The sequence below is a fragment of the Pantoea sp. OVA07A genome (assembly GCF_019969975.1).
Classification (GTDB): domain Bacteria; phylum Pseudomonadota; class Gammaproteobacteria; order Enterobacterales; family Enterobacteriaceae; genus Pantoea; species Pantoea agglomerans.
This window is the reverse complement of record NZ_JAHXYM010000001.1, coordinates 1,173,203-1,196,107: the sequence shown is the minus strand read 5'-3', so window position 1 is coordinate 1,196,107 and position 22,905 is coordinate 1,173,203. Positions and strand designations below refer to the sequence as shown.

The 22,905-nt window shown below is 56.4% G+C and carries 23 protein-coding genes; 9 read left to right on the top strand and 14 right to left on the bottom strand.

The window, feature by feature from the left end:
• Nucleotides 1–195: 195 nt before the first annotated feature.
• The 4 genes from xseB to LC417_RS05680 all read left to right on the top strand — a co-directional run bounded on the left by xseB (nucleotide 196) and on the right by LC417_RS05680 (nucleotide 4,278).
• Entirely contained in the window at nucleotides 196–438 is a 243-nt protein-coding gene (gene xseB / locus LC417_RS05695; protein WP_010255382.1) for an exodeoxyribonuclease VII small subunit, read from the top strand.
• Nucleotides 438–1,337, top strand: a complete 900-nt coding sequence (gene ispA / locus LC417_RS05690; RefSeq protein WP_064689919.1) for a (2E,6E)-farnesyl diphosphate synthase — start codon at nucleotides 438–440, stop codon at nucleotides 1,335–1,337. The genes xseB and ispA overlap by 1 nt, the downstream gene beginning before the upstream one ends.
• 19 nt (nucleotides 1,338–1,356) lie before the next feature.
• Nucleotides 1,357–3,222 (top strand): 1-deoxy-D-xylulose-5-phosphate synthase, encoded by a 1,866-nt coding sequence (gene dxs, locus LC417_RS05685; RefSeq protein WP_010671199.1) that lies wholly within the window; start codon nucleotides 1,357–1,359, stop codon nucleotides 3,220–3,222.
• Nucleotides 3,223–3,303: 81 nt separating this feature from the next.
• On the top strand, nucleotides 3,304–4,278 hold the full coding sequence (locus LC417_RS05680; protein WP_033766634.1) for an aldo/keto reductase: 975 nt from the start codon (nucleotides 3,304–3,306) through the stop codon (nucleotides 4,276–4,278).
• 64 nt (nucleotides 4,279–4,342) lie between these two features.
• Here LC417_RS05680 and pgpA read toward each other — a convergent pair whose 3' ends face one another.
• The 6 genes from pgpA to nrdR form a co-directional block, all read right to left on the bottom strand.
• Nucleotides 4,343–4,837, bottom strand: a complete 495-nt coding sequence (pgpA, locus tag LC417_RS05675) for a phosphatidylglycerophosphatase A (protein WP_031293112.1) — start codon at nucleotides 4,835–4,837, stop codon at nucleotides 4,343–4,345.
• Nucleotides 4,827–5,804, bottom strand: a complete 978-nt coding sequence (thiL, locus tag LC417_RS05670; protein WP_010255374.1) for a thiamine-phosphate kinase — start codon at nucleotides 5,802–5,804, stop codon at nucleotides 4,827–4,829. Before thiL ends, pgpA begins: the two co-directional genes overlap by 11 nt.
• Nucleotides 5,805–5,859: 55 nt before the next feature.
• Complete coding sequence (gene nusB, locus LC417_RS05665) at nucleotides 5,860–6,279, bottom strand: transcription antitermination factor NusB (RefSeq protein WP_010255372.1); 420 nt, start codon at nucleotides 6,277–6,279, stop codon at nucleotides 5,860–5,862.
• A 19-nt stretch (nucleotides 6,280–6,298) separates the two neighbouring features.
• The gene (gene ribE, locus LC417_RS05660) at nucleotides 6,299–6,769 is read right to left on the bottom strand and encodes a 6,7-dimethyl-8-ribityllumazine synthase (RefSeq protein ID WP_010255369.1); all 471 of its coding nucleotides are present in this window, start codon (nucleotides 6,767–6,769) and stop codon (nucleotides 6,299–6,301) included.
• Nucleotides 6,770–6,859: 90 nt separating this feature from the next.
• Entirely contained in the window at nucleotides 6,860–7,960 is a 1,101-nt protein-coding gene (ribD, locus tag LC417_RS05655) for a bifunctional diaminohydroxyphosphoribosylaminopyrimidine deaminase/5-amino-6-(5-phosphoribosylamino)uracil reductase RibD (protein WP_223565595.1), read from the bottom strand.
• 3 nt (nucleotides 7,961–7,963) lie between these two features.
• The gene (gene nrdR, locus LC417_RS05650; RefSeq protein ID WP_009091750.1) at nucleotides 7,964–8,413 is read right to left on the bottom strand and encodes a transcriptional regulator NrdR; all 450 of its coding nucleotides are present in this window, start codon (nucleotides 8,411–8,413) and stop codon (nucleotides 7,964–7,966) included.
• A gap of 188 nt (nucleotides 8,414–8,601) precedes the next feature.
• Here nrdR and lysM point away from each other — a divergent pair, with 188 nt between their 5' ends.
• Together lysM and LC417_RS05640 are read left to right on the top strand one after the other, a co-directional pair.
• Nucleotides 8,602–9,039, top strand: coding sequence for a peptidoglycan-binding protein LysM (lysM, locus tag LC417_RS05645; RefSeq protein ID WP_010671197.1), 438 nt, complete (start codon nucleotides 8,602–8,604; stop codon nucleotides 9,037–9,039).
• Between the two features lie 16 nt (nucleotides 9,040–9,055).
• Nucleotides 9,056–9,625: a DUF3251 domain-containing protein gene (locus LC417_RS05640; RefSeq protein WP_029519426.1), complete on the top strand. Its 570-nt coding sequence runs from the start codon at nucleotides 9,056–9,058 to the stop codon at nucleotides 9,623–9,625.
• 66 nt (nucleotides 9,626–9,691) lie between these two features.
• Here LC417_RS05640 and secF read toward each other — a convergent pair whose 3' ends face one another.
• The 5 genes from secF to queA form a co-directional block, all read right to left on the bottom strand.
• A complete protein-coding gene (gene secF / locus LC417_RS05635; RefSeq protein ID WP_010255357.1) occupies nucleotides 9,692–10,660 on the bottom strand; it encodes a protein translocase subunit SecF in 969 nt (322 codons plus the stop codon).
• A gap of 10 nt (nucleotides 10,661–10,670) precedes the next feature.
• Nucleotides 10,671–12,518, bottom strand: coding sequence for a protein translocase subunit SecD (gene secD, locus LC417_RS05630; RefSeq protein ID WP_010255355.1), 1,848 nt, complete (start codon nucleotides 12,516–12,518; stop codon nucleotides 10,671–10,673).
• A gap of 25 nt (nucleotides 12,519–12,543) precedes the next feature.
• Complete coding sequence (gene yajC, locus LC417_RS05625) at nucleotides 12,544–12,876, bottom strand: preprotein translocase subunit YajC (protein WP_010255353.1); 333 nt, start codon at nucleotides 12,874–12,876, stop codon at nucleotides 12,544–12,546.
• Nucleotides 12,876–14,024 carry a tRNA guanosine(34) transglycosylase Tgt gene (gene tgt, locus LC417_RS05620; RefSeq protein ID WP_010255351.1) on the bottom strand — a complete coding sequence of 383 codons (1,149 nt, stop codon included), beginning with the start codon at nucleotides 14,022–14,024 and terminating at the stop codon, nucleotides 12,876–12,878. The genes yajC and tgt overlap by 1 nt, the downstream gene beginning before the upstream one ends.
• Nucleotides 14,025–14,102: 78 nt before the next feature.
• Nucleotides 14,103–15,173 carry a tRNA preQ1(34) S-adenosylmethionine ribosyltransferase-isomerase QueA gene (gene queA, locus LC417_RS05615; RefSeq protein WP_010671194.1) on the bottom strand — a complete coding sequence of 357 codons (1,071 nt, stop codon included), beginning with the start codon at nucleotides 15,171–15,173 and terminating at the stop codon, nucleotides 14,103–14,105.
• A gap of 103 nt (nucleotides 15,174–15,276) precedes the next feature.
• On the opposite strand from queA, the gene LC417_RS05610 reads away from it, so the two are divergent.
• The 3 genes from LC417_RS05610 (at nucleotide 15,277) to LC417_RS05600 (ending at nucleotide 18,134) form a co-directional block, all read left to right on the top strand.
• Nucleotides 15,277–15,858, top strand: coding sequence for an ACP phosphodiesterase (locus LC417_RS05610; protein WP_061704279.1), 582 nt, complete (start codon nucleotides 15,277–15,279; stop codon nucleotides 15,856–15,858).
• Nucleotides 15,859–16,064: 206 nt separating this feature from the next.
• Nucleotides 16,065–16,877 (top strand): inositol monophosphatase, encoded by an 813-nt coding sequence (locus LC417_RS05605; protein WP_223565594.1) that lies wholly within the window; start codon nucleotides 16,065–16,067, stop codon nucleotides 16,875–16,877.
• On the top strand, nucleotides 16,878–18,134 hold the full coding sequence (locus LC417_RS05600) for a histidine-type phosphatase (RefSeq protein WP_132499500.1): 1,257 nt from the start codon (nucleotides 16,878–16,880) through the stop codon (nucleotides 18,132–18,134).
• A 525-nt stretch (nucleotides 18,135–18,659) separates the two neighbouring features.
• Here LC417_RS05600 and proY read toward each other — a convergent pair.
• The 3 genes from proY to LC417_RS05585 form a co-directional block, all read right to left on the bottom strand.
• A complete protein-coding gene (gene proY / locus LC417_RS05595) occupies nucleotides 18,660–20,012 on the bottom strand; it encodes a proline-specific permease ProY (RefSeq protein WP_031593969.1) in 1,353 nt (450 codons plus the stop codon).
• Between the two features lie 70 nt (nucleotides 20,013–20,082).
• Nucleotides 20,083–21,402: a branched-chain amino acid transporter carrier protein BrnQ gene (gene brnQ, locus LC417_RS05590; RefSeq protein WP_033771063.1), complete on the bottom strand. Its 1,320-nt coding sequence runs from the start codon at nucleotides 21,400–21,402 to the stop codon at nucleotides 20,083–20,085.
• A 391-nt stretch (nucleotides 21,403–21,793) separates the two neighbouring features.
• Nucleotides 21,794–22,900 carry a cobalamin-independent methionine synthase II family protein gene (locus tag LC417_RS05585; protein WP_050680156.1) on the bottom strand — a complete coding sequence of 369 codons (1,107 nt, stop codon included), beginning with the start codon at nucleotides 22,898–22,900 and terminating at the stop codon, nucleotides 21,794–21,796.
• Between the last annotated feature and the right edge of the window lie 5 nt (nucleotides 22,901–22,905).

The following is a 22,905-nucleotide window of genomic DNA, read 5'->3' as shown; positions in this document are numbered from 1 at the left end:
AGGCAGCACTTAGCTGGTAAAATCACAAAATTGCGGGCTGCAAGGCGCAACCGCATCCGAGGCGCGGGAGTATATCACCTTTGTCAGGTGACTGCTTCTTCATCAGCCGCCGCATTGATTATTTTGCTAATCATAGGGTCTCAGCTACCATGACCGATTGCGAGATAATGTCCCAACCGTGAGTCGACACGAAATATGCCGAAAAAAGCCGAACAGCCAGCCAGCTTTGAAACGTCATTGCAGCAGCTGGAGCAGATTGTCAGCCGTCTGGAAAGTGGTGAACTGCCGCTGGAAGAAGCCCTGAACGAATTTGAGCGAGGCGTGCAGCTGGCGCGGACTGGCCAGCAGACGCTGCAGCAGGCTGAACAGCGGGTCCGTATTCTGCTGAACGATGATAAAGATGCCGACCTCACTGCTTTCACGCCGGAAAACAGCTAATGGATTTCGCCCGATTACTCGACGCGTATCAGCAGCAGGTTAATGCCGCGCTGACGCGTTTTATAGAGCCACTTCCTTTTCAGAGTTCTCCTCTGGTGAATGCCATGCATTATGGGGCATTATTAGGCGGTAAACGCCTGCGTCCTTTTCTGGTCTACGCTACCGGCGAAATGCTCCACGCCGACCCGGCGAGTCTGGATGCCCCCGCCGCCGCGGTTGAATGCATTCATGCGTACTCTCTGATTCATGACGATCTCCCCGCAATGGACGATGATGCACTGCGTCGCGGGCAGCCAACCTGTCACATTAAATATGGCGAAGATACCGCGATTCTGGCGGGCGACGCCCTGCAGACACTGGCCTTTTCAATTCTGGCCGACCAGGCGATGCCCGGTGTCAGCGCTGAATATCGTCTGATGATGCTCTCTGAACTGGCGAAAGCCAGCGGCGTGGCCGGCATGTGTGGCGGACAGGCGCTTGATTTAGCGGCGGAAGGTAAATCTGTGGATCTGGACCAGCTGGAGCAGATCCATCGTCATAAAACCGGCGCGCTGATCCGTTCAGCGGTACGGTTAGGCGCCTTAACGGCGGGCGATGCTGGCCGGGAAGCCCTGCCGCTGCTCGACCGCTATGCAGAGGCCATTGGTCTCGCGTTTCAGGTGCAGGACGACATTCTGGATGTGATCGGTGACACAGCAGTGACAGGAAAACGCCAGGGTGCCGATCAGCATCTGGGAAAAAGCACCTATCCTTCACTGTTAGGCCTTGAAAATGCCCAAGCTAAAGCGCGGGATTTGTATCAGGAAGCACTTGATACGTTAGAAATGCTCGCTGCGCACTCTTATAACACTACAGCACTGCAGGCGCTGGCGAGCTTCATAATTGAACGCGACAAATAACTTCCATAATGAGTCTCTGATGAGTTTTGATATTGCTAAATACCCGACACTGGCGCTGGCAAACACGGTTCAGGAGCTGCGCGCCCTGCCGAAAGAGAAGTTGCCTGCGCTCTGTGATGAACTGCGTCAGTATCTGTTAGACAGTGTAAGCCGCTCCAGCGGCCATTTTGCGTCGGGTCTGGGCGTGGTCGAACTGACGGTTGCGCTGCATTATGTCTATAACACTCCCTTCGACCATCTGGTATGGGATGTGGGTCATCAGGCTTATCCCCATAAAATTCTGACCGGTCGCCGCGATCGCATCGGTACGATTCGTCAGAAAAATGGCGTACACCCGTTTCCATGGCGCGGCGAAAGTGAATATGACGTATTGAGCGTCGGACACTCGTCAACCTCCATCAGTGCCGGTCTCGGCATGGCCGCGGCGGCAGAACGTGAAGGTCAGGGTCGTCGCACCGCCTGTATTATTGGCGATGGCGCCATCACCGCTGGCATGGCGTTTGAGGCGATGAACCACGCCGGTGATATTAAGCCGGACATGCTGGTGATCCTCAACGACAACGAGATGTCGATCTCCGAAAACGTCGGCGCGCTGAATAACCGTCTGGCGCAGATCCTGTCGGGTAAAACCTATGCGCGACTGCGCGAAGGCAGCAAGCGTGTGCTGACCAGCCTGCCACCGATCAAAGAGCTGGTAAGGCGCACCGAAGAGCATCTCAAAGGCATGGTCGTGCCGGGTACGCTGTTTGAAGAGCTGGGCTTTAATTATATCGGCCCGGTAGATGGTCACGATGTGCTGACGCTGGTCAATACGCTGAGCAACATGCGCAGCCTGAAAGGGCCGCAGTTCCTGCATATCATGACGAAGAAAGGTAAAGGCTACGCCCCGGCAGAGGAAGATCCGATTGCCTGGCACGCCGTGCCTAAATTTGATCCTGCAATTGGCGAACTGCCAAAAAGCGCGGAAGGCCTGCCGAGCTACTCTAAAATCTTCGGTAACTGGCTGTGCGAAATGGCCGCCGACGATCCGAAACTGATGGCGATTACGCCAGCAATGCGCGAAGGCTCCGGCATGGTGGCCTTCTCACGCGAATTTCCGAAACAATATTTCGATGTGGCGATTGCCGAGCAGCACGCCGTGACCTTCGCTGCCGGTATGGCGATTGGCGGCTATAAACCGATTGTTGCTATCTACTCCACCTTCCTGCAGCGCGCCTACGATCAGCTGATCCATGACGTCGCCATCCAGAAACTGCCGGTCCTGTTTGCTATCGATCGCGGTGGTATTGTTGGCGCGGATGGTCAGACTCACCAGGGCGCGTTTGATCTCGCCTATCTGCGCTGCGTGCCGGATATGGTGATCATGACCCCCAGCGATGAAAATGAGTGTCGGCAGATGCTCTACACCGGCTATCACTATCAGGATGGTCCAAGTGCAGTGCGCTATCCGCGCGGCACCGGTGTCGGTACGCCACTGGCTCCGCTGCAGAGCCTGCCGCTGGGTAAAGCCGTAGTGAAACGTCAGGGTGAAAAGCTGGCGATTCTGAACTTCGGCACCCTGTTGCCGGAAGCGGCCGCCACGGCGGAAGCGCTGAATGCGACTCTGGTCGATATGCGCTTTGTGAAGCCGCTGGATGAGGCGCTGATTGCCGAGCTCGCCGCCACACACGACTCGCTGATTACGCTGGAAGAAGGCGCCATCAAAGGCGGTGCCGGCAGTGGCGTCAATGAGTTTGTCATGGCGAAACGTCTGGCTGTTCCGGTGCTGAACATCGGTCTGCCTGATGAGTTCATCCCGCAGGGGACGCAGGACGAAGTGCGTCATGACTATCTGCTGGACGCGGAGGGCATTCAGCAGCAGATCGCCCGCTGGCTGGCGCAGTAACCTCCTCTCGCTGCGCTCCCCCTCGGGGAGCGCAACATCCTGCTATGCTAAGACCTTTGCACTTTCGCAGGAGCCTCCACCATGAAAACGATTCAACTGGGTACCACCGATCTGCAGGTGTCGCGTCTCTGTCTTGGCTGCATGACTTATGGCGAACCCACGCGCGGCAACCATGCCTGGACGCTGCCGGAAGCGAGCAGCCGTCCGCTGATCCAGCAGGCGCTGAACGCAGGGATCAACTTTTTCGATACCGCCAACAGCTATTCAGATGGCAGCAGTGAAGAGATCCTGGGTCGGGCGCTGAAAGACTTTGCCCGCCGTGAAGAGATCGTGGTCGCCACCAAAGTCTATTTCCCGCTGACCAATCTGTCACAGGGATTGTCGCGCAAGAATATTCTGCAATCCATTGATGACAGCCTGCAGCGCCTCGGCATGGAGTATGTCGACCTGCTGCAGATTCACCGCTGGGATTATGAGACGCCGCTGGAAGAGACGCTGGAAGCGCTGCATGAAGTCGTGCAGTCTGGCAAAGCACGTTATATCGGTGCCTCCTCGATGCACGCCAGTCAGTTTGCCCAGGCGTTGCAGATGCAGTCGAAACAGGGCTGGCATCGCTTTGTCAGCATGCAGGATCAGTACAACCTGATTCAGCGCGAAGAGGAGCGTGAAATGCATCCTCTCTGCCTGCAAGAGCAGATTGCCGTGCTGCCGTGGAGTCCGCTGGCGCGCGGTAAGCTGACCCGCCCGTGGGGGGAAAATACCGCGCGTTCCGCTTCTGACAAAGTGATGGCGTCGCTCTATGACAATACCGAAGAGAATGATGCCGTGATTGCAGAGCGGCTGGCGCAGGTGGCGGAAGATAAAGGTGTAACGCGGGCGCAGGTGGCTCTGGCCTGGCTGCTGAGCAAGCCTGCCGTCACGGCACCGATTATTGGTGCGTCGCGTGCTGAGCAGTTTGAGGATCTGGTGAAGGCGGTGGATGTCACGCTGAGTGACGAGGAAGTTGCACTGCTGGAAGAGGTCTATCAGCCGCATCAGCCGGTAGGATTCGAATAAAATCAGAGAAGGAGACGCCCTCCCCGGGCGTCACCTTCTGTCGCGGTGTGATGAGCCCTGGCCGTTAACCTGCCAGCCAGACCCCAAAGCCATACAGCATGGCAGCGGAAATCACGCCAGCAATAATGTCATCCACCATAATGCCCATGCCGCCATGCACATTGCGATCAAACCAGCGAATCGGCCACGGCTTCCACATATCAAGAATACGGAACAGCACAAAGCCACCCAGAACCCACTGCCAGCTGTTGACCGGAATCGCCATCAGCGTAATCCACATGCCGATAAACTCATCCCAGACAATGCTGCCGTGATCGTGTACGCCCATATCTTTAGCGGTGCGATGGCAGAGATAGACGCCAACGCAGATACCGACCAGCACCACCAGCGAATAGAGATCCTGCGGCAGATAGGTCATCAGCCACCAGAACGGAATGGCCGCCAGCGATCCCATGGTGCCAGGCACGACCGGGCTTAATCCGCTGCCGAAACCGGTCGCCAGCAGATGCCAGGGATTGCTCATCCGCAGGCGACTCTTCGCCACGTCGTTATTTAGCATCAAAGTGATCAAACCCTTTATGACGGAATGTGGCGGGCTTGCCATTATCCAGCAGCGTTAAGCCTTCCGACTCCGGTGCCATCTGCCCGATGCAGGTATAGGGCACGCCCAGGTGACCCAGCGCTACATCGAGCGCGCCGCGATTGACCTCGGGCACCGTAAAGCAGAGTTCGTAATCTTCTCCGCCACTCAGCGCCCAGCGCAGGACCTGCTCAGGGTCGAAATGATCGCGCAGCGCAGCCGAAAGGGGCAACGCATCCAGATTAAGCCGTGCGCCACAGCCGCTGGCTTTCAGCACATGGCCGAGATCGGAAATCAGGCCGTCGGAAAGATCCACCGCTGAGGAGGCCAGCGAACGCAGCGCCTGGCCCTGCAGAATGCGCGGCATAGGACGCAGATGACGTTTAATCAGCGCTTCATGCACCGCCGGATCGCTGATGCGGCAGTGATGCTGCAGCAGCGCCAGGCCCGCCGCGCTGTCACCCAGCGTTCCGGTCACGTAAATCCAGTCACCCGGCTTCGCGCCTGAACGTTTCAGGGCACGGCCCTGCGGCACCAGACCGTGAATCGCCAGCGTCAGGCTCAGCGGGCCACGGGTGGTGTCGCCGCCGACCAGCTGCATGTCGTAATATTCCAGCAGTTCAAACAGGCTTTCGCTGAAGGCAGAGAGCCAGCTCTCATCGACCTGCGGCAGCGTTAAGGCCAGTGTCAGCCACGCAGGGTCGGCGCCCATGGCAGCAAGGTCGCTGAGATTCACAGCCAGGGCTTTGTAACCCAGATCGGCAGGATGGATATCCCTTAAGAAGTGCACACCCGCGACCAGGGTATCGGTGCTGATCGCCAGCGTCTGTTTTTCCGGCACGCTAAGTAACGCACAATCGTCACCGATGCCGAGTTCGACATCACGGCGGCTGCGTGTTCTGCGGTTGAAGTAGCGTGCGATGAGTTCAAATTCACCACAAGACATAATTGCGTTCCGCTTAACCCTTCATGAAAAAAGGCCGGCAAGCCGGCCTTTTTGTTTATTTGCGATTGGGTCGAATTTGTGGACCGGCTTTATCAAGCACGCCGTTAACAAATTTATGACTGTCTTCGGCACCGAAGACTTTCGCCAGCTCAATCCCTTCGTTGATGGCCACTTTATAAGGCACATCATTACGTTTGCTCAGCTCATACAGCGAGATGCGCAGGATAGCTTTTTCTACCTGGCCCAGCTCTTCGAGCTGACGCGACAGATAGGGCTTCATCAGTCCATCCAGATACGCACTGTTGGTCGCCACACCGGACAGCAGTTCGCGGAAGTAGGTAATGTCGACGTCTTTGACGTCCTGTTCCGCCAGAAACTGGTATTCCACATCGGCAATGTCGTTATTCGACAACTGCCAGGAGTAAAGCGCCTGAACAGCGCACTCACGGGCGCGACGACGAGCAGCAGGTTTCACAAAATTCCCCTTACAAAAATCAGGCTTTAATGGCTTTCAATACGTTGATCATTTCGAGCGCAGTCAGAGCCGCTTCAGCACCTTTGTTACCCGCTTTGGTGCCGGCACGCTCAATGGCCTGCTCGATGCTTTCAGTGGTCAGCACGCCAAACGCGACAGGAATCTCGCTGTTCATGGCAACGCTGGCGATACCGGAGCTGGCTTCACCCGCCACATATTCGAAGTGCGCAGTGCCACCACGAATAACCGTACCGAGTGCGATAATCGCATCATATTTGCCGGTGTTGGCCAGCGCGCGTGCTGCCAGAGGCAGTTCGTATGCACCAGGCACCCAGACTACGGTGATATTGTCATCTTTGACCTGGCCAATACGTTTCAGGGCATCAACTGCGCCATCCAGCAGGCTGTCATTAATGAAGTTGTTAAAACGCGCGATAACGATGGCAACATTGGCCTCAGGCGTTGCAACAGCAGCTTCGATAACTTTCATACTTATCCTTTCAGGGGTTTGGTTGGCCCCGCGCAGGGGGGCGGATTCTATCATACTCTTGGGCGGCGTGCTCTCGCTTTTCCGACCGTGTTATTGTGGTGTCAGGGTCAGGCGTAAATCGTCACCGACCTGGCGGACATCACTGAAACGGAAGGCAGGTGCGTCAGCCAGCTGGCTCAGTCCCGGCAGCTGACACAGCCCGCGTCCTTCATGACCTAACAGCTTAGGCGCCAGATAAACAATCAGTTCATCGACCAGTCCGGCCTGCAACAGGGCACCGGCCAGCGTTGCGCCCGCTTCAACCCAGACGCTGTTAATCTGTCGCTGTCCCAGCAGCATCATCATCGCCACCAGATCCAGCTGCTGTTCGCGCAGCGGAACAGCGATTTGCGTCACATCAGCGGGCCAGCTCTGCTGATCGGGCTGATGACGCATCAGCCAGGTTTCACCCGGCTGCGAAATGAGCCGATGCAGCGGCGTCACGCGATTCTGGCTGTCGATAACCACCCGCACCGGCTGACGCAGTTGCTGCTCATCAAGCAGTGCCTGGCTCTCTGCATTGAGTTCAGACCAGCGTACCGTCAGGGAAGGATCGTCCGCCAGCACCGTGGCGCTGCTGCTGAGAATGGCGGCGCTCTGCGCACGCAGGCGCTGCACATCACGACGGGCAGCCGGCGAGGTTATCCACTGACTTTCGCCGCTGGCCATTGCCGTTCTGCCATCCAGTGAGGCACCCAGCTTGAGCTGGATCCAGGGGAAGCCAGTGCGCATGCGTTTGAGGAAACCGCGATTCAGCGCCTCCGCTTCCGGCATCATCAGACCGTGGCTGACCTCAATGCCCGCCTGATGCAGACGGTGCAGTCCGCGCCCCGCCACCTGCGGATTCGGATCCTGCATGGCGGCCACGACACGGGTAACGCCAGCGGCGATCAGCGCATCACAGCAGGGTGGCGTACGGCCATGATGGCTGCAGGGTTCCAGCGTGACATAGGCGGTTGCGCCACGCGCTTTCTCACCCGCCATGCGCAGGGCGTGGACTTCAGCATGCGGTTCACCGGCGCGCTGATGCCAGCCCTCACCGACCACCTCGCCATCGCGCACAATCACGCAGCCCACATTGGGGTTCGGCATCGTCGTAAAGCGGCCGCGTCGCGCCAGTTCCAGCGCACGCGCCATATAAAGTTCATCCATGGTTTAATCCTGTAACCGGGCGATCTCTTCGCCAAAATCACGAATGTCTTCAAAGCTGCGGTAAACCGAGGCAAAGCGGATGTAGGCGACTTTATCGAGCTTCTTCAGCTCATCCATCACCAGATTGCCAATCAGCTTACTGGGAATCTCACGTTCACCGGTGGCACGCAGCTGGGTTTTAATATGGTTTACGGCGCTTTCAACCGCATCGGCGCTGACCGGACGCTTCTCAAGCGCTTTCATCATCCCGCTGGCCATTTTGTCTTCATTAAAGGGTTCGCGCACGTCATTGCTTTTCACCACGCGTGGCATCACCAGTTCCGCCACCTCGAAGGTGGTAAAACGCTCATGACACATCAGACACTGGCGGCGGCGGCGCACCGAAGAGCCTTCACTAACCAGACGAGAATCAATCACTTTGGTGTCCACAGCGGAGCAGAATGGGCAATGCATGACGTTTCCTGACGCGAGAGAGATGGGCCAGACAGTGTAACGCGAACTGCGAATCAACAAAATCTCTTCCGTGCCTTTCCTGTGCCACCACGCACAGCATAAATGATGTTAAATATCAGCGACGGCAAAAGGGTCTACGCTTATAGAGCCGAAAGACGGCGTATATCCACTAACACACTGGAGGTTGTATGGGTCTGTTTAATTTTGTGAAAGAAGCCGGTGAAAAATTATGGGATGCCGTGAATGGCGGCGATGACCAGAATAAAAAGCTGCAGGATCACATCAACAAGCTCGGGTTACCCGACAGCGACAAAGTGGATGTGAAGGTCAACGGCGATACCGTGACCGTGACGGGCGATGGCCTTTCCCAGGAGCTGAAAGAGAAGATTCTGATCGCAGCCGGTAACGTTGCAGGCATCACCAAAGTGGAAGATAAGGTGACCGTGACAGACAGCGCGGCCGAGTCAGAACTTTACACCGTGAAAAAAGGCGACACGCTGAGCGCAATTTCCAAACAGGTTTATGGAAATGCCAACGAATACAACAAGATTTTCGAAGCGAATAAGCCAATGCTCTCTCATCCTGATAAGATCTATCCTGGCCAGGTTTTACGTATTCCAAAATAACGGACAAGGATAACTTATGAGCAGGATGGTTTGGGTTCCGGTGGCGCTCTCTCTGGTGATGCTGAGCGGTTGCAGCAGTAGCGCCAGCAACCCGCAGGTCAGAGAGTTGCATCAGGAAGTGAGTCAGCTTAATCAGCAGATGCAGCACCTGACCACGCAGGCCAGCGCGCTGGAGATTCAGGGGCAGTTAAACAGCCATTCGCAGCAAGGCGCGTGGCTGATCCCGCAGGCGAACACGCCGGTGGCACTGCAAACCCAGCTCGGCACGCTGCGACTGGCGCTCTCGCCTGTCACCGCTGAAGCCAGCGGCTCGCGGGCAACCCTGACGGTACGCTCAATGGACGATCGCCCTTTGCCCGCCCTGCACGCTACGGTGAACTGGGGCGAACTCGATCCGGCAACCGGTAAACCACTGAGTAACGGCAGTCTGAGTCAGACAATAGCGGTGCCTGCCTCGCTGTTGCCCCAGCATGCGGTGAGCATACCGCTGCGACTCAGCGGCCTCACGCCGGATCAATCAGGTTATGTCCGCGTGCATAACGTCACCGGCGACGCACCTGCCCAGACCTCCCCTGCTGCACCCTGATCTGATCACAGGTGCAAAAAAAAACGGGCAGCCACATGGCTGCCCGTTTTTATTTCTCTGCGGCGATTAAGGCAGGATAGAAGGCTGATCGGCGCCCTCTTTCTCGACTTTCTGCACCAGCATATGTTCACGCTTCATGCCCAGCTTCAGCGCCAGCGCCGAAGAGACATAAATTGATGAAATCGTACCAATCGTCACACCAATCAGCATGGTCAGTGAGAAGCCTTTCAGCAGCGCACCACCAAACACGAAGAGGATGAGGATCATCGCCAGCGTGGTCAGCGAGGTAATCAGCGTACGGCTTAACGTCTGGGTCAGTGACACGTTAGTAATATCGTAAGAGCTGCCGCGACGGATCTTGCGGAAGTTTTCACGAATACGGTCCGACACCACGATTTTATCGTTAAGCGAGTAGCCAATCACCGACATCAGTGAGGCAACAATCGTCAGGTCGATTTCAATGCGGAACAGCGCCAGCAGGCCGCAGGTGATGATCACGTCATGCGCCAGCGCCAGCACGGTACCCAGCGCCAGACGCCACTCAAAGCGAAAACCGATGTAGATCAGAATCGCAATCAGCGCGGACAACAGCGCCATCGCACCCGCCTGCGCCAGGTCGCTGCCCACACTCGGACCCACGAACTCAATGCGCTTAACGGTAGCATTCTGCTGGGTGGTCTGGTTAATGACCGACACCACTTTATTGCCTAACTCGGTGCCCGCCGGGCCGGTAACCGGTGCCATACGCACCATGACGTCACGGCTGCTGCCAAAGTTCTGCACCAGCGGCTCGTCAAAGCCCGCTTTCACCAGATCACCACGCAGGACTTCAAGATCGGCCGGTTTTTCCAGCGCGATCTCAATCACCGTACCACCGGTGAAATCGAGGCCCCAGTTAAAACCACGCACACCCACGATAGCAATCGCGGCGAGAATCAGCAGTCCCGAAATGATGAAGGCCAGCTTATCCCAGCGCATAAAGTCGACGACTTTACGCCCGTGGTTCAACTGCTCAATGTTATATTCCTGTGCCACAACGCACTCCTCAGATAGACAGCTTGTTGATGCGTTTGCCACCGTAAACCAGGTTAACAATGGCACGGGTACCGACAATCGCGGTGAACATTGAGGTTGCGATACCAATTGCGGTGGTAATAGCAAAGCCTTTGATCGAACCGGTGCCGACTGCATAAAGAATGATAACTTTGATCAGGGTGGTCACGTTCGCATCGACAATACTGGAGAAGGCGCCTTTATAGCCCTCATGAATTGCCTGCTGAACCGAGCGCCCGTTACGCAGCTCTTCTTTAATACGTTCGTTAATCAGCACGTTGGCATCCACCGCCACCGCCAGCGTTAACACGATACCGGCAATACCCGGCATGGTCAGGGTCGCGCCCGGCAACAGCGACATAATGCCGACAATCAGCACCAGGTTAACCAGCAGCGCGCTGGTCGCAATCAGACCAAACTTCTTGTAGAACACCACCATAAACAGGATCGACGCAAGCAGACCCCACAGGCAGGCTTCCAGACCCTGAGTAATGTTCTGCTGACCCATGGTCGGCCCGATAGTACGCTCTTCCACAATCTGGATGGGCGCAATCAACGCACCGGCACGCAGCAGCAGCGAGAGCTGACGCGCTTCGTTCGGGTTGTTGATACCGGTGATGCGGAAGCTGTTCCCCAGACGAGACTGGATGTTGGCGACGTTAATCACCTCTTCCTGTTTCACCAGAATTGAACGGCCATTGGCATCTTTCTTACCGCTGTCTTTGTACTCCACAAACAGGGTCGCCATCGGCTTGCCGATGTTGTCCTTGGTGAAGTTCGACATGATGTTACCGCCTGCGCCATCCAGTGAAATGTTCACCTGTGGCTGGTTGTACTCATCCATGCTGGAAGTCGAGTCGGTGATATGGTCACCGGTCAGGATCACCCGCTTGTAGAGCACCACCGGCTGGCCATCACGCATGTCTTTAACTTCAGAGTCACCCGGTACACGACCACTGGCCGCTACGGTTGGATCCACGCTGGTGTTTACCAGACGGAATTCCAGCGTCGCCGTTGCACCCAGAATCTCTTTAGCGCGTGCCGTATCCTGAATACCCGGCAACTCAACTACGATGCGATCGGAACCCTGACGCTGTACCAGCGGTTCGGCCACGCCCAGCTGGTTCACACGGTTACGCAGAATAGTAATGTTCTGCTGAACCGCATATTCACGCGCTTCGCTGAGACGAGCATCGCTCATGGTGGCACGCAGGGCATCGCTGCCGCTGCTGTTGATCACCAGATCCTGATGACGCGAGGTCAGCCAGGAGATCGCCGCATCGCGGCTGGCTGCGTCACGGAAACGAATTTCCACGCCGTAGTTCGCGATTTTGTTGACGGTGGTGTAAGGGATACTTTTGGTGCGCAGGTCGCTACGCAGCGAGTCAGCATTCTGCTCCTGCAGTTTGCCGAGTGCGGTGTCCATGTCCACTTCCATCAGGAAGTGCACACCACCACGCAGATCGAGACCGAGTTTCATCGGTTCTGCTGACAGCATCGACAGCCAGCGAGGCGTGGCTGGCGCGAGGTTCAGCGCAACAACGTAGTTTTCACCCAACGCTTTCATGATCGCTTCACGGGCGCGTAACTGCACATCCGTATTATTGAAGCGCGCGGTAATCGCACCATTTTCCAGCGCAACAGATTTGCTCTGGATATTGTCTTGTTTTAATGCGGACTGAATTTGATCCAACGTCTGCTCACTGGCGGCGCTTCCGCGCGCACCAGTGATTTGAACGGCCGGATCCTCACCATACAGGTTGGGAAGCGCATAGAGCAGGCCGACGAGAATCACGACGACCAGCATCACGTACTTCCACAAAGGATAACGATTTAACACGGCAGTTCCCTTAGGGAAGAAAGAATTACAGCGCCTTGATAGTGCCTTTAGGCAGCACGGCGGCGACGAAATCACGTTTAATGACGACTTCATTGGTGTCATTCAGCGCGATAGCTACGTAGCCCGTGTCAGAGACTTTTGTTACGCGGCCTACAAGGCCACCGCTGGTCAGCACTTCATCACCCTTAGAGATAGAATCCATCAGCTTCTTGTGCTCTTTCGCACGTTTCTGCTGCGGACGCAGGATCATGAAATAGAAAATCAGACCAAACACCACCAGCATGATCACCAGAGAATACGGACTTCCCTGAGACGGTGCGCCTGCTGCGGCCACGGCGTCAGAAATGAAAAAGCTCATTAAATTTCCCTCATTGATGAATTATCAGACGTTAAAGGCGGAACTTCTTTGCCCGTCCGTTGGTAGAACTCGTTTACAAAGCGCTCTAATTTACCCTCTTCGATGGCCTGGCGTAAACCTGCCATCAGGCGCTGGTAATAGCGCAAATTGTGGATAGTGTTCAGACGCGCGCCCAGTATTTCGTTACAACGGTCGAGATGATACAAGTAGGCACGACTATAATTGCGACAGGTGTAACAATCACACTCCGCATCCAGTGGCGCAGTGTCATCTTTGTATCTGGCGTTGCGGATTTTCACCACACCCTCAGTCACAAACAGATGACCATTTCGGGCATTACGGGTCGGCATCACGCAGTCAAACATATCGACGCCGCGACGGACGCCCTCAACCAGATCTTCTGGCTTGCCGACACCCATCAGATAACGCGGTTTATCCTGCGGAAGCTGCGGACAGACGTGCTCAAGAATACGGTGCATGTCCTGCTTAGGCTCACCCACCGCCAGGCCGCCCACAGCGTACCCATCAAAGCCAATCTCTACCAGACCTTTCACCGAGACATCTCGTAAATCTTCGTAAACCGAGCCCTGAATAATGCCAAATAGCGCATTTTTATTGCCCAGGCTGTCAAAACGGTCACGACTGCGTTGCGCCCAGCGCAGCGACATCTCCATCGAGCGTTTGGCATAGTCCCAGTCCGCCGGATAGGGTGTACATTCATCGAAAATCATCACGATGTCGGAACCGAGGTCATACTGAATCTCCATCGATTTTTCCGGATCGAGGAAGATCGGGTCGCCGTTGATCGGGTTACGGAAATGCACGCCCGCTTCGGTGATTTTACGGATGTCGCCCAGGCTGAAGACCTGGAAGCCGCCGGAGTCGGTCAGGATCGGCCCTTTCCACTGCATAAAGTCATGCAGATCGCCATGCAGTTTCATGATCTCCTGACCCGGACGCAGCCAGAGGTGGAAGGTATTGCCCAGAATGATCTGCGCGCCGGTCTCCTGCACTTCTTCCGGCGTCATGCCTTTAACGGTGCCATAGGTGCCAACAGGCATAAACGCAGGGGTTTCCACCACACCGCGATCAAAAATCAGACGGCCACGGCGTGCGCGCCCGTCTGTGGTATCAAGTTCAAATTTCACAAAGCCTCCATCGGAGAAACAGTCCGATGCAGATAACCTTCAGTCGCTCTCAGTCGATTCCGGCTATCGGTTAATAAATCAGTCGCCCACTTTTTCCAGCGGCGCCTGCGGATTTTTGCTGATAAACATCGCGTCGCCATAACTGAAGAAACGATATTGCTCAGCCACGGCTGCGCGGTACGCGGCCATGGTGTGCTGATAACCGGCAAACGCCGAGACCAGCATAATCAGAGTCGATTCGGGCAGATGGAAGTTGGTGATCAGCGCATCAATCACCTGATACTCATAGCCCGGATAGATAAAAATCTGGGTATCGTCGAAGAACGGCGCAATCAGGGCATCCTGACTCGCTTTGGCGGCGCTCTCCAGCGAACGGACAGAGGTAGTGCCGACAGCGACTACTTTATTGCCGCGTGCTTTACAGGCCAGCACCGCATCAACAACCTCCTGCGGCACTTCGGCATATTCAGCATGCATGTGATGCTCTTCGATGGTGTCGACGCGCACCGGCTGGAAGGTTCCCGCACCGACATGCAGCGTCACAAACGCCATCTCAATGCCCTTCTCTTTCAGCGCCTGCAGCAGCGGTTCATCAAAATGCAGACCGGCGGTCGGTGCCGCAACGGCACCCGGACGGGCGCTGTAAACCGTCTGATAGAGCTCGCGATCCGCCTCTTCATCCGGACGGTCGATATAAGGCGGCAGAGGCATATGGCCGACGCTGTTGAGGATGTCGAGCACCGCGCGCTCATCATCAAACACAATCTCAAACAGCGCATCGTGACGCGCCACCATCGTCGCTTTGACGCTCTCGTCTTCGCCCAGCAGCAGTTCTGCTCCCGGCTTCGGCGCTTTCGAGGCGCGCACATGGGCCAGCACACGCTTGTCGTCAAGCATCCGCTCCACCAGCATCTCGATTTTGCCGCCACTGGCTTTGCGGCCAAAGACGCGCGCCGGAATCACACGGGTGTTGTTGAACACCAGCAGATCGCCCGGATTCAGCTTATCCAGCACGTCGGTGAACACACCGTGCGACAGCGTCCCGCTGGGACCATCGAGCGACAGCAGACGACAGCCGCTGCGCTGCGCCTGGGGATAGTGAGCAATCAGGGATTCGGGCAGTTCAAAAGCAAAATCGGCGACACGCATGAAAGAGTTCTTTCTCAGGCAAAAACAGGCGGCACAGTTTAGCGGAAAATCGACCAATTCTGAACAACTGGCTGCGCAAAGGCAGTTCAGCCTATAATGCGGCATGAACTTTCTTGCTCATCTCCATCTGGCTAAGCTGGCCGACAGCTCCTTACTCGGCAATTTAATGGCCGATTTTGTGCGTGGCAACCCGCACCAGCACTGGTCTGCGCCCGTCGCGGACGGCATTCTGATGCACCGTCGTCTCGATGTGATGACCGATGCGCTGCCGGAAGTGCGCAGTGCCCGTCAGCTGTTCCGTGCCGAAACCTATCGCGTGGCACCCATTACGCTGGACGTCATCTGGGACCATTTTCTGGCCCGGCACTGGCAGCACTTCACGCCCGGCCAGACGCTGGTGCAATTTTCTGCCGCCGCCGAGCGTGAAATCATGCAGCAACTGGCAGACACCCCCATCGAGTTTCAGGAACTCAACGCGGTGATGTGGCGCGAGCGCTGGTTTGAGCATTATGCCCAGCCCGCGCGGCTGGAGCGGGTGCTGCACGGCATGGCCAGCCGCCGTCCACGCCTGGCAGCCCTGCGCGACTCCTACCACGATTTCACGCAACACTATGATCAGCTGGAAGCGCTGTTTTTTGTTTTTTATCCGCGTTTAATGGCGCTGGCGACCAGCAGAACCCTGTAAAACCCGATCCTCTGCTGCCGGGCTGGCGGACGCCAGCTTTCGCCCGCCGGGAAAGCGCCTCACCCGACCCCGCACCATCTTGCCATTGCTGCCTATCTGCGGCTTAATGAAGCCTTTCTTAACAATAGTTAAGTAACTATCACAGCCAGACCGCCTGTTCAGGCGTGCCTTCCGTTCGTTTTGACCAAAAGACATAAGAGGAAAAGATGTCATCCGCTTCGCATTCTGAAATTGACGCGCGTTACCGTTACGCCTGCGACATCGCCCGTGCGGCGGCCAGCCGGGCTTATTCGTGGTATCAGCAGCGTCAGACACTGGTGGTGGAACACAAAAGGGATTTGCAGGACGTGGTCAGCGAGGCTGATCGTAACGTTGAGGCATTGATTAAGACATTAATCGCTGAGCGCTTTCCTGACGATGCTGTCTATGGCGAAGAGAGCGGTGGTGAGGTTCAGGGCGCGCCCTTTATCTGGATGGTCGATCCTATCGACGGCACCGCCTGCTTCGTCAACGGCCTGCCTAACTGGTGCGTCTCGCTGGCGGTGGTCTGTGACGGCGAACCGGTAATCGGCGTGGTCTGCGATCCCAATCATCAGGAGCTGTTTCACGCACGAGCAGGTCAGGGTGCGTGGGTTAATGAGAGCCGTCTCCAGGTTCATGCCGCGACGCATCTCAACGAGGGTTTGCTCGGCATCAGCAACTCCAGTCGCACCCCTGCCGAAAGCGTCTCGCGCCTGATTAGCGGCTTAACTGAACAGGGTGGCATGTTTATTCGCATCGGTTCTGGCGCGCTGACCAGCGCCTGGGCGGCCGCCGGGCGACTGATTGGCTACTATGAAGCGCATATGCATCCCTGGGATAGTCTGCCGGGCATCGTCCTGATGCGCGAAGCGGGCGGCGTCACTAATGATTATCTGCGCAACGAGGGGCTAAAAAACGGCAACCCGGTGTTGCTGGCCAATGCGACTCTTTATCCAAAAATCAAAGCGCTGACCGGTAATCGCGCGCTGGAGGAGTAAATGACGCTGCCAGGCCTGTACCGCTGCGCGCTGATCCTCTGTTCTCTCTGGCTGTTAAGTCCGGCGTCACAGGCGGCGGATTACCAGCTGGAGAAGGTGGTCGAACTGAGCCGTCACGGTGTCCGTCCGCCCACCCCCGGCAATCGTAAAGAGATTGAAGCCGCCAGCCAGCAACCCTGGACGCAGTGGACCACCGCCGATGGTGAGCTGACCGGTCATGGCTACAGCGCGGTGGTCAATAAAGGACGCTGGCAAGGCGAGCACTATCGCCAGCTCGGCCTGCTGGGCGCGGGCTGTCCTGATGCGGCACAGGTCTACGTGCGCGCCAGTCCGCTGCAGCGCACCCGTGCCACGGCCGCAGCGCTGACTGACGGGGCCTTTCCCGGCTGCGGCGTGCCGGTGCATCACGTCGCGGGCGAAGTCGATCCGCTGTTTCAGAGTGAAAAGCTGACGATCACCCAGAGCGATCCTGCTCAGGAGCTGGCGGCTAAGCAGCAGAAAGCGGGCGATCTGGCGCGGCTGCAACAGCAGTTGCAACCCGCCATTCAGCAGCTGAAAGCCGCCGTCTGCCCGCCCGCGACTGACTGCCCCCTCTTTGATGCGCCCTGGTCGTTCCGGCAAACCCGTAACGGCAACACATACGTTTACGGGCTGAGTGTGATGGCAAGCATGGTGGAGACGCTGCGACTGGGCTACAGCGAAAACCTGCCGTTGGACCAGCTCGCCTGGGGACACATCACCTCGGCCGCGCAGATCACCACGCTGTTACCGCTGCTGACCGCAAACTACGATCTCAGCAACGACGTGCTCTATCAGGCACAGCGCCGTGGCTCAATATTGCTCAACGCCCTGCTGGAGGCGATTGCTTCCGATAGCGCGCCGGGCCGCTGGCTGATTCTGGTGGCACATGACACCAATATTGCGATGGTGCGCACCCTGATGGGCTTTAGCTGGCAGTTGCCGGGCTATTCGCGCGGCAACATTCCACCGGGCAGTAGTCTGGTGCTGGAGCGCTGGCGCGACACCCACAGCGGCGAACGTTTTTTGCGGCTCTATTTCCAGGCGCAGAGTCTGGATGGGATTCGTCAGTTACAACCGATTGATGATAAACATCCGTTATTACGTCAGGAGTGGCATCAGCATGACTGCAGAATCACCGATGTCGGCCTGCTCTGCCCTTATCAATCCACGCTGACTCAGCTACGGAAAAAGCTGGATAACAGCGCTGTGCTGCCGGTTTCGGTTATATTGCCCTGAGTCTGTGGCTAATCAAATTCAGGCTGCAGCATTAACGCGGCCTGAATAATGTTAACCGCTGTTAATTAACGCCATTCCGACCTTTTCTTATTTAAATCCCCTGACTATCAGCGCCACTCGTTTTGTTTTACGATAGACCCGTCAATCATCCCTTTATTAACTATTTTCCTGTAATTCTTGAGTATTTCGGCGACTGGTTTCGCCGTTTTTTATTTCTTACACGCCCCGCTACTGCTGCCCGCCAGCGCCTGTGTGACTGCACGCTCACTTCTCTGAATCTCCCTTATCGCCCCTGTCCAGTTATCACTATCGGCCACATTCACTGCCAATTAAAATAATTATTTGCTGATGCATGAGGGGAAATAAACCGGGGCATAATCTTATTTCGCAGGCAGGCGTTTTGCTCCTGATAACAGGATTCCATATTGTGCATTGGGTCACATAAATAATCAGATGAGCAGGAATATAAAAGCGCGGGAAATAGCGTGTTCTGCTCCCCCACGAATGAGAGAGCAGAACAGGAGATTAGCGAGGTTTACGAACCAGCTTATAGCCCAGCAGCAGCACCACTATCCACACCATACCGACATAGAGGGAAATGCGGGTATCGGGGAAATAACCAATCAGACCGATAATAAAGCAGAGGAAGGCTACGCCGACGCCAGCAGTCCAGCTGCCGCCTGGCAGCGCAAACTGCAGCTTACTGGCCGCCTCTTTGCCAATTTTGCGACGGAACGCGATCTGCGACAGCAGAATCATGATCCAGACCCACACTGTTGCAAAGGTCGCCAGCGAGGCGATCACCAGGAAGACTTTTTCCGGCATCAGGTAGTTGAGATAAACCGCAATCAGCATGGCGAACATCATCACCACCACCGTCACCCACGGAATCCCGCGCGAAGAGACCTTCATAAAGACCTTCGGCGCATGTCCCTGCTGCGCCATCCCGTGCAGCATGCGGCCCACGCCAAACACATCGCTGTTAATCGCCGAGAGTGACGCGGTCAGCACCACGAAATTGAGGATAGAGGCGGCCGCCGCAATGCCCAGATGCTGGAAGGTCAGCACAAACGGGCTGCCCGAGGTGCCTACCTGATTCCACGGGTAGATCGACATAATCACAAACAGCGTGCCGACGTAGAACACCAGAATGCGCCACGGCACCGAGTTGATGGCGCGCGGAATCGACTTCTCCGGATCTTTCGCTTCACCGGCGGTAATACCGATGATTTCGATACCGCCATAGGCAAACATCACCATCTGCAGCGACAGCAGCATACCGACTACGCCGTGCGCAAAGAAGCCGCCGTTAGTCCAGAGATTGTGGATGCCGGTCGGCTGGCCGCCGTTGCCGAGCCCCCAGATGATCATGCCGAAACCTGCCAGAATCATCACGATAATGGTGGCGACTTTGAAGAAGGAGAACCAGAACTCCACTTCGCCGAACACCTTCACGCTCATCAGATTGACGGCACCGATGATCAGCACCACGCTCAGCACCCAAATCCAGTGCGGCACCTCAGGGAACCAGACGCCCATATAGATGCCGAACGCGGTGACATCCGCAATCGCCACGATCAGGATTTCAAAACAGTACGTCCAGCCGGTGATGTAGCCTGCCATCGGCCCAAGATAGTCCTGCGCGTAACGTGAGAAGGAGCTGGCCTGAGGATTATTAACGGACATCTCACCCAGTGCGCGCATGATGATGTAAGCCACTGCCCCGCCGATGATATAGGCGAGCAGCACGCTCGGTCCGGCCATTTTTATCGCGTCAGCGGAACCGTAGAACAGCCCGGTGCCAATCGCCGATCCCAGCGCCATAAAGCGGATGTGGCGCGTGCTCAGTCCGCGTTTGAGCTTGTTGGTTTCTTGCATAACAACCTGTACCTGTGAAATGAAAAAACCACGGGCAGGCCCGTGGTTAAAGAAAAATCAGTGCTCTCTGCTACGAGTGAACGGTCACCTGTTCCGGCCCTTTCACCCGATCAACAACAGCGGCAATCAGCAGCATCACCAGCGACGGCGGCAACCAGGCGAGACCCTGGTCGGCCAGCGGCAGATGCTGACTGAAAGCGGGCAGCAAATCTTTAAACCCGGTGGTTTTAATCGCATCAACAATACCGAACAGCAAGCTGATTAACATGGCTGGCGCGATAATCCGGCTGCTCTTATTCCACCAGTTGAGGGTGAAACTCAGCACCACCAGCACGATACAGGGCGGATAAATCGCCGTCAGTACCGGGATGGAGATCTGAATCAGGTGGCTCAGGCCGAGATTCGACACCACCATGGAGAACAGACCCAGAATAAACACCAGCGTTTTATACGATAACGGCAGGTATTGCGCAAAAAATTCCGCACAGGCACAGGTCAGGCCTACGGCGGTCACCATACAGGCGACGAAGATCAGCGCGGCAAGGAAGAAGCTGCCCATGTTGCCAAAGGTGTGCTGAACATACGCGTGCAGAATCGCTGCGCCGTTAGCGTTTTGATCCACCAGCGCACCGCTGCCCGCGCCCAGCTTAAACAGGCAGAGGTAGACCAGCGTCAGGCCCAGACCGGCGATTAACCCTGCCAGCACGGTATAACGGGTCAGCAGCGCGGCATTATCGACGCCACGCGAACGGGCGGCGTTGACAATTACGATACCAAATACCAGCGCGCCCAGCGTATCCATAGTCAGATAGCCATTGACGAAACCGCTGGAGAAGGCCGCACGCTGATAATCAGCGGTAGCCGGAACCGTGCCGCCGGCGGGCCATACCAGGGCAGCAACGCCCAGTACGGTCAGCGCAATAATTTTTAATGGCGCAAGGAAATGCCCTACCGTGTCGAGTAGCTTACCGGGATAGAGCGATACGCCAATCACCAGCGTGAAGTAAATCAGGCTATAGATAAACAGCGGCAGCGCGCCATCACCGGTCAGCGGTGCAATACCCATCTCAAACGAGACCGTTGCCGTACGCGGTGTGGCAAACAGCGGCCCGACAGCCAGATAGCAAACGGTGGCCAGCACGATGCCAGCGACCTTGCCAATCGGGGTGCTGAGTGCATCCACGCCGCCGCCGACGCGGGCCAGCGCGATCACGGTCATCACGGGCAGACCGACTGCGGTAATCAGAAAACCAATCGCGGCAGTCCAGACGTGTTCGCCAGACTGAATACCGACCATGGGCGGGAAAATGATGTTGCCCGCGCCAACAAACAGGGCGAATGTCATAAAGCCCAGCGCGAGAATGTCCTTCGAAGTTAAACGATGTGTCATACGGCCTGTCACTGATGTTGCGGTGGAAGTTGGGTTAGTGTTGTCCCCTCGCTGCGTGTAAACCACGACCAGGCTGACAATGTCAGCGCATTATGCTCGTCGCAGGGTAAAGCGCAGGTGATTTAAGCTGCTTTTATTCTGTTCACAGAGGGATGGATCGACAACGGCGCTAAGTAAAACGTTTATAGCGGTGAAAGGCAATACGGGATCGGAAAACCAGAAGGTTATGCCGCCATTTTTTCAAAAGGCAGTGGATAGCGTTAATTTTTGCAGCAGGCACACAAGATGATGTGCCTAAATAATAGACAGAGCGTGAGAAATACCCGCATAAACGGGTCTGAAGATACACAAAAGGCGCGTTTTACGCGCCTGTCTGCACAACGTTACAGCACTACCAGACCTGATTCGCGATATCGACCACTAAGCGAATCTTCTGCCACTGCTGCGCCTCGGTCAGGCTGTTGCCCTCTTCGGTTGAGGCAAAACCACACTGCGGACTGAGGCAGATCTGATCCAGACTGACATACTGCGCCGCCTCTTCCAGCCGGGTTTTCACCTGCGCCGGATCTTCCAGTTCACCCACTTTCGTGGTGATGAGGCCCAGCACCACCTGCTGATGACCTGGCTTAATGTAACGCAGTGGTTCAAAACCGCCGGAACGGGCGTTGTCATACTCCAGGAAGAAGGCATCCACGTTGACGCTGCCGAACAGGATTTCTGCGACCGGCCCATAGCCGCCTTCAGAGATCCAGGTTGAACGGAAGTTGCCGCGACAGACATGCAGACCCACGGTCAGATCGGCAGGTTTACCTTCCAGCGCTTTATTCAACACCTGAGCATAAGTCTGTGCCAGCTGGTCAGGATCGTCGCCACGCGCCCGGATATCGCGCTTCTGATCCTCAGAACAGAGGTAAGCCCAGACGGTATCATCCAGTTGCAGATAGCGGCAGCCCGCGTCATAAAACGCCTGAATAGCCGCTTTATAGGTCTGCGCCAGATCGTCGAAGTAGTCCGCCAGATCGGGATAGACCTCCGCGTCGATCACCTTGCGGCCACCACGGAAGTGCAGCACGCTGGGGCTGGGAATGGTCATCTTCGGCACCGCATCACCGGCAATACTCTGCAGGAAGCGGAAATGCGCCAGCATCGGATGATCCGTCGGGAAACCGAGTTTGCTCACCACTTTCACGCCATGCGCTTTGGTCTGCACGCCATTAAACTGAATGCCCTGCTCCGCTTCATAGCGCTCTACGCCATTCAGGCCATAGAAAAAGTCGAAGTGCCACCAGCCGCGACGAAACTCGCCATCAGTGACCACTTTCAGGCCATTTTCCCGCTGTTTCGCCACCACATCGCGAATCGCCTCATCTTCAACCTGGCGCAGGGCCGCCGCATCAATCTCTCCGGCTGCAAACTGTTCGCGCGCCTGCTTAATGGCGGCGGGACGCAGAAAGCTGCCAACGGTATCGGCACGGAACGGGGCGGTTTCTCTTTGCATGATCA

Coding starts and splice junctions, on each gene's coding strand:
- LC417_RS05605 (WP_223565594.1), top strand. CDS start 16,065: ATGTCATCCGCTTCGCATTCTGAAATTGACGCGCGTTACCGTTACGCC.
- pgpA (WP_031293112.1), bottom strand. CDS start 4,837: ATGCTAAATAACGACGTGGCGAAGAGTCGCCTGCGGATGAGCAATCCC.
- proY (WP_031593969.1), bottom strand. CDS start 20,012: ATGCAAGAAACCAACAAGCTCAAACGCGGACTGAGCACGCGCCACATC.
- LC417_RS05640 (WP_029519426.1), top strand. CDS start 9,056: ATGAGCAGGATGGTTTGGGTTCCGGTGGCGCTCTCTCTGGTGATGCTG.
- ispA (WP_064689919.1), top strand. CDS start 438: ATGGATTTCGCCCGATTACTCGACGCGTATCAGCAGCAGGTTAATGCC.
- lysM (WP_010671197.1), top strand. CDS start 8,602: ATGGGTCTGTTTAATTTTGTGAAAGAAGCCGGTGAAAAATTATGGGAT.
- queA (WP_010671194.1), bottom strand. CDS start 15,173: ATGCGTGTCGCCGATTTTGCTTTTGAACTGCCCGAATCCCTGATTGCT.
- dxs (WP_010671199.1), top strand. CDS start 1,357: ATGAGTTTTGATATTGCTAAATACCCGACACTGGCGCTGGCAAACACG.
- LC417_RS05585 (WP_050680156.1), bottom strand. CDS start 22,900: ATGCAAAGAGAAACCGCCCCGTTCCGTGCCGATACCGTTGGCAGCTTT.
- nrdR (WP_009091750.1), bottom strand. CDS start 8,413: ATGCATTGCCCATTCTGCTCCGCTGTGGACACCAAAGTGATTGATTCT.
- LC417_RS05610 (WP_061704279.1), top strand. CDS start 15,277: ATGAACTTTCTTGCTCATCTCCATCTGGCTAAGCTGGCCGACAGCTCC.
- ribE (WP_010255369.1), bottom strand. CDS start 6,769: ATGAAAGTTATCGAAGCTGCTGTTGCAACGCCTGAGGCCAATGTTGCC.
- LC417_RS05680 (WP_033766634.1), top strand. CDS start 3,304: ATGAAAACGATTCAACTGGGTACCACCGATCTGCAGGTGTCGCGTCTC.
- ribD (WP_223565595.1), bottom strand. CDS start 7,960: ATGGATGAACTTTATATGGCGCGTGCGCTGGAACTGGCGCGACGCGGC.
- yajC (WP_010255353.1), bottom strand. CDS start 12,876: ATGAGCTTTTTCATTTCTGACGCCGTGGCCGCAGCAGGCGCACCGTCT.
- thiL (WP_010255374.1), bottom strand. CDS start 5,804: ATGTCTTGTGGTGAATTTGAACTCATCGCACGCTACTTCAACCGCAGA.
- LC417_RS05600 (WP_132499500.1), top strand. CDS start 16,878: ATGACGCTGCCAGGCCTGTACCGCTGCGCGCTGATCCTCTGTTCTCTC.
- brnQ (WP_033771063.1), bottom strand. CDS start 21,402: ATGACACATCGTTTAACTTCGAAGGACATTCTCGCGCTGGGCTTTATG.
- xseB (WP_010255382.1), top strand. CDS start 196: ATGCCGAAAAAAGCCGAACAGCCAGCCAGCTTTGAAACGTCATTGCAG.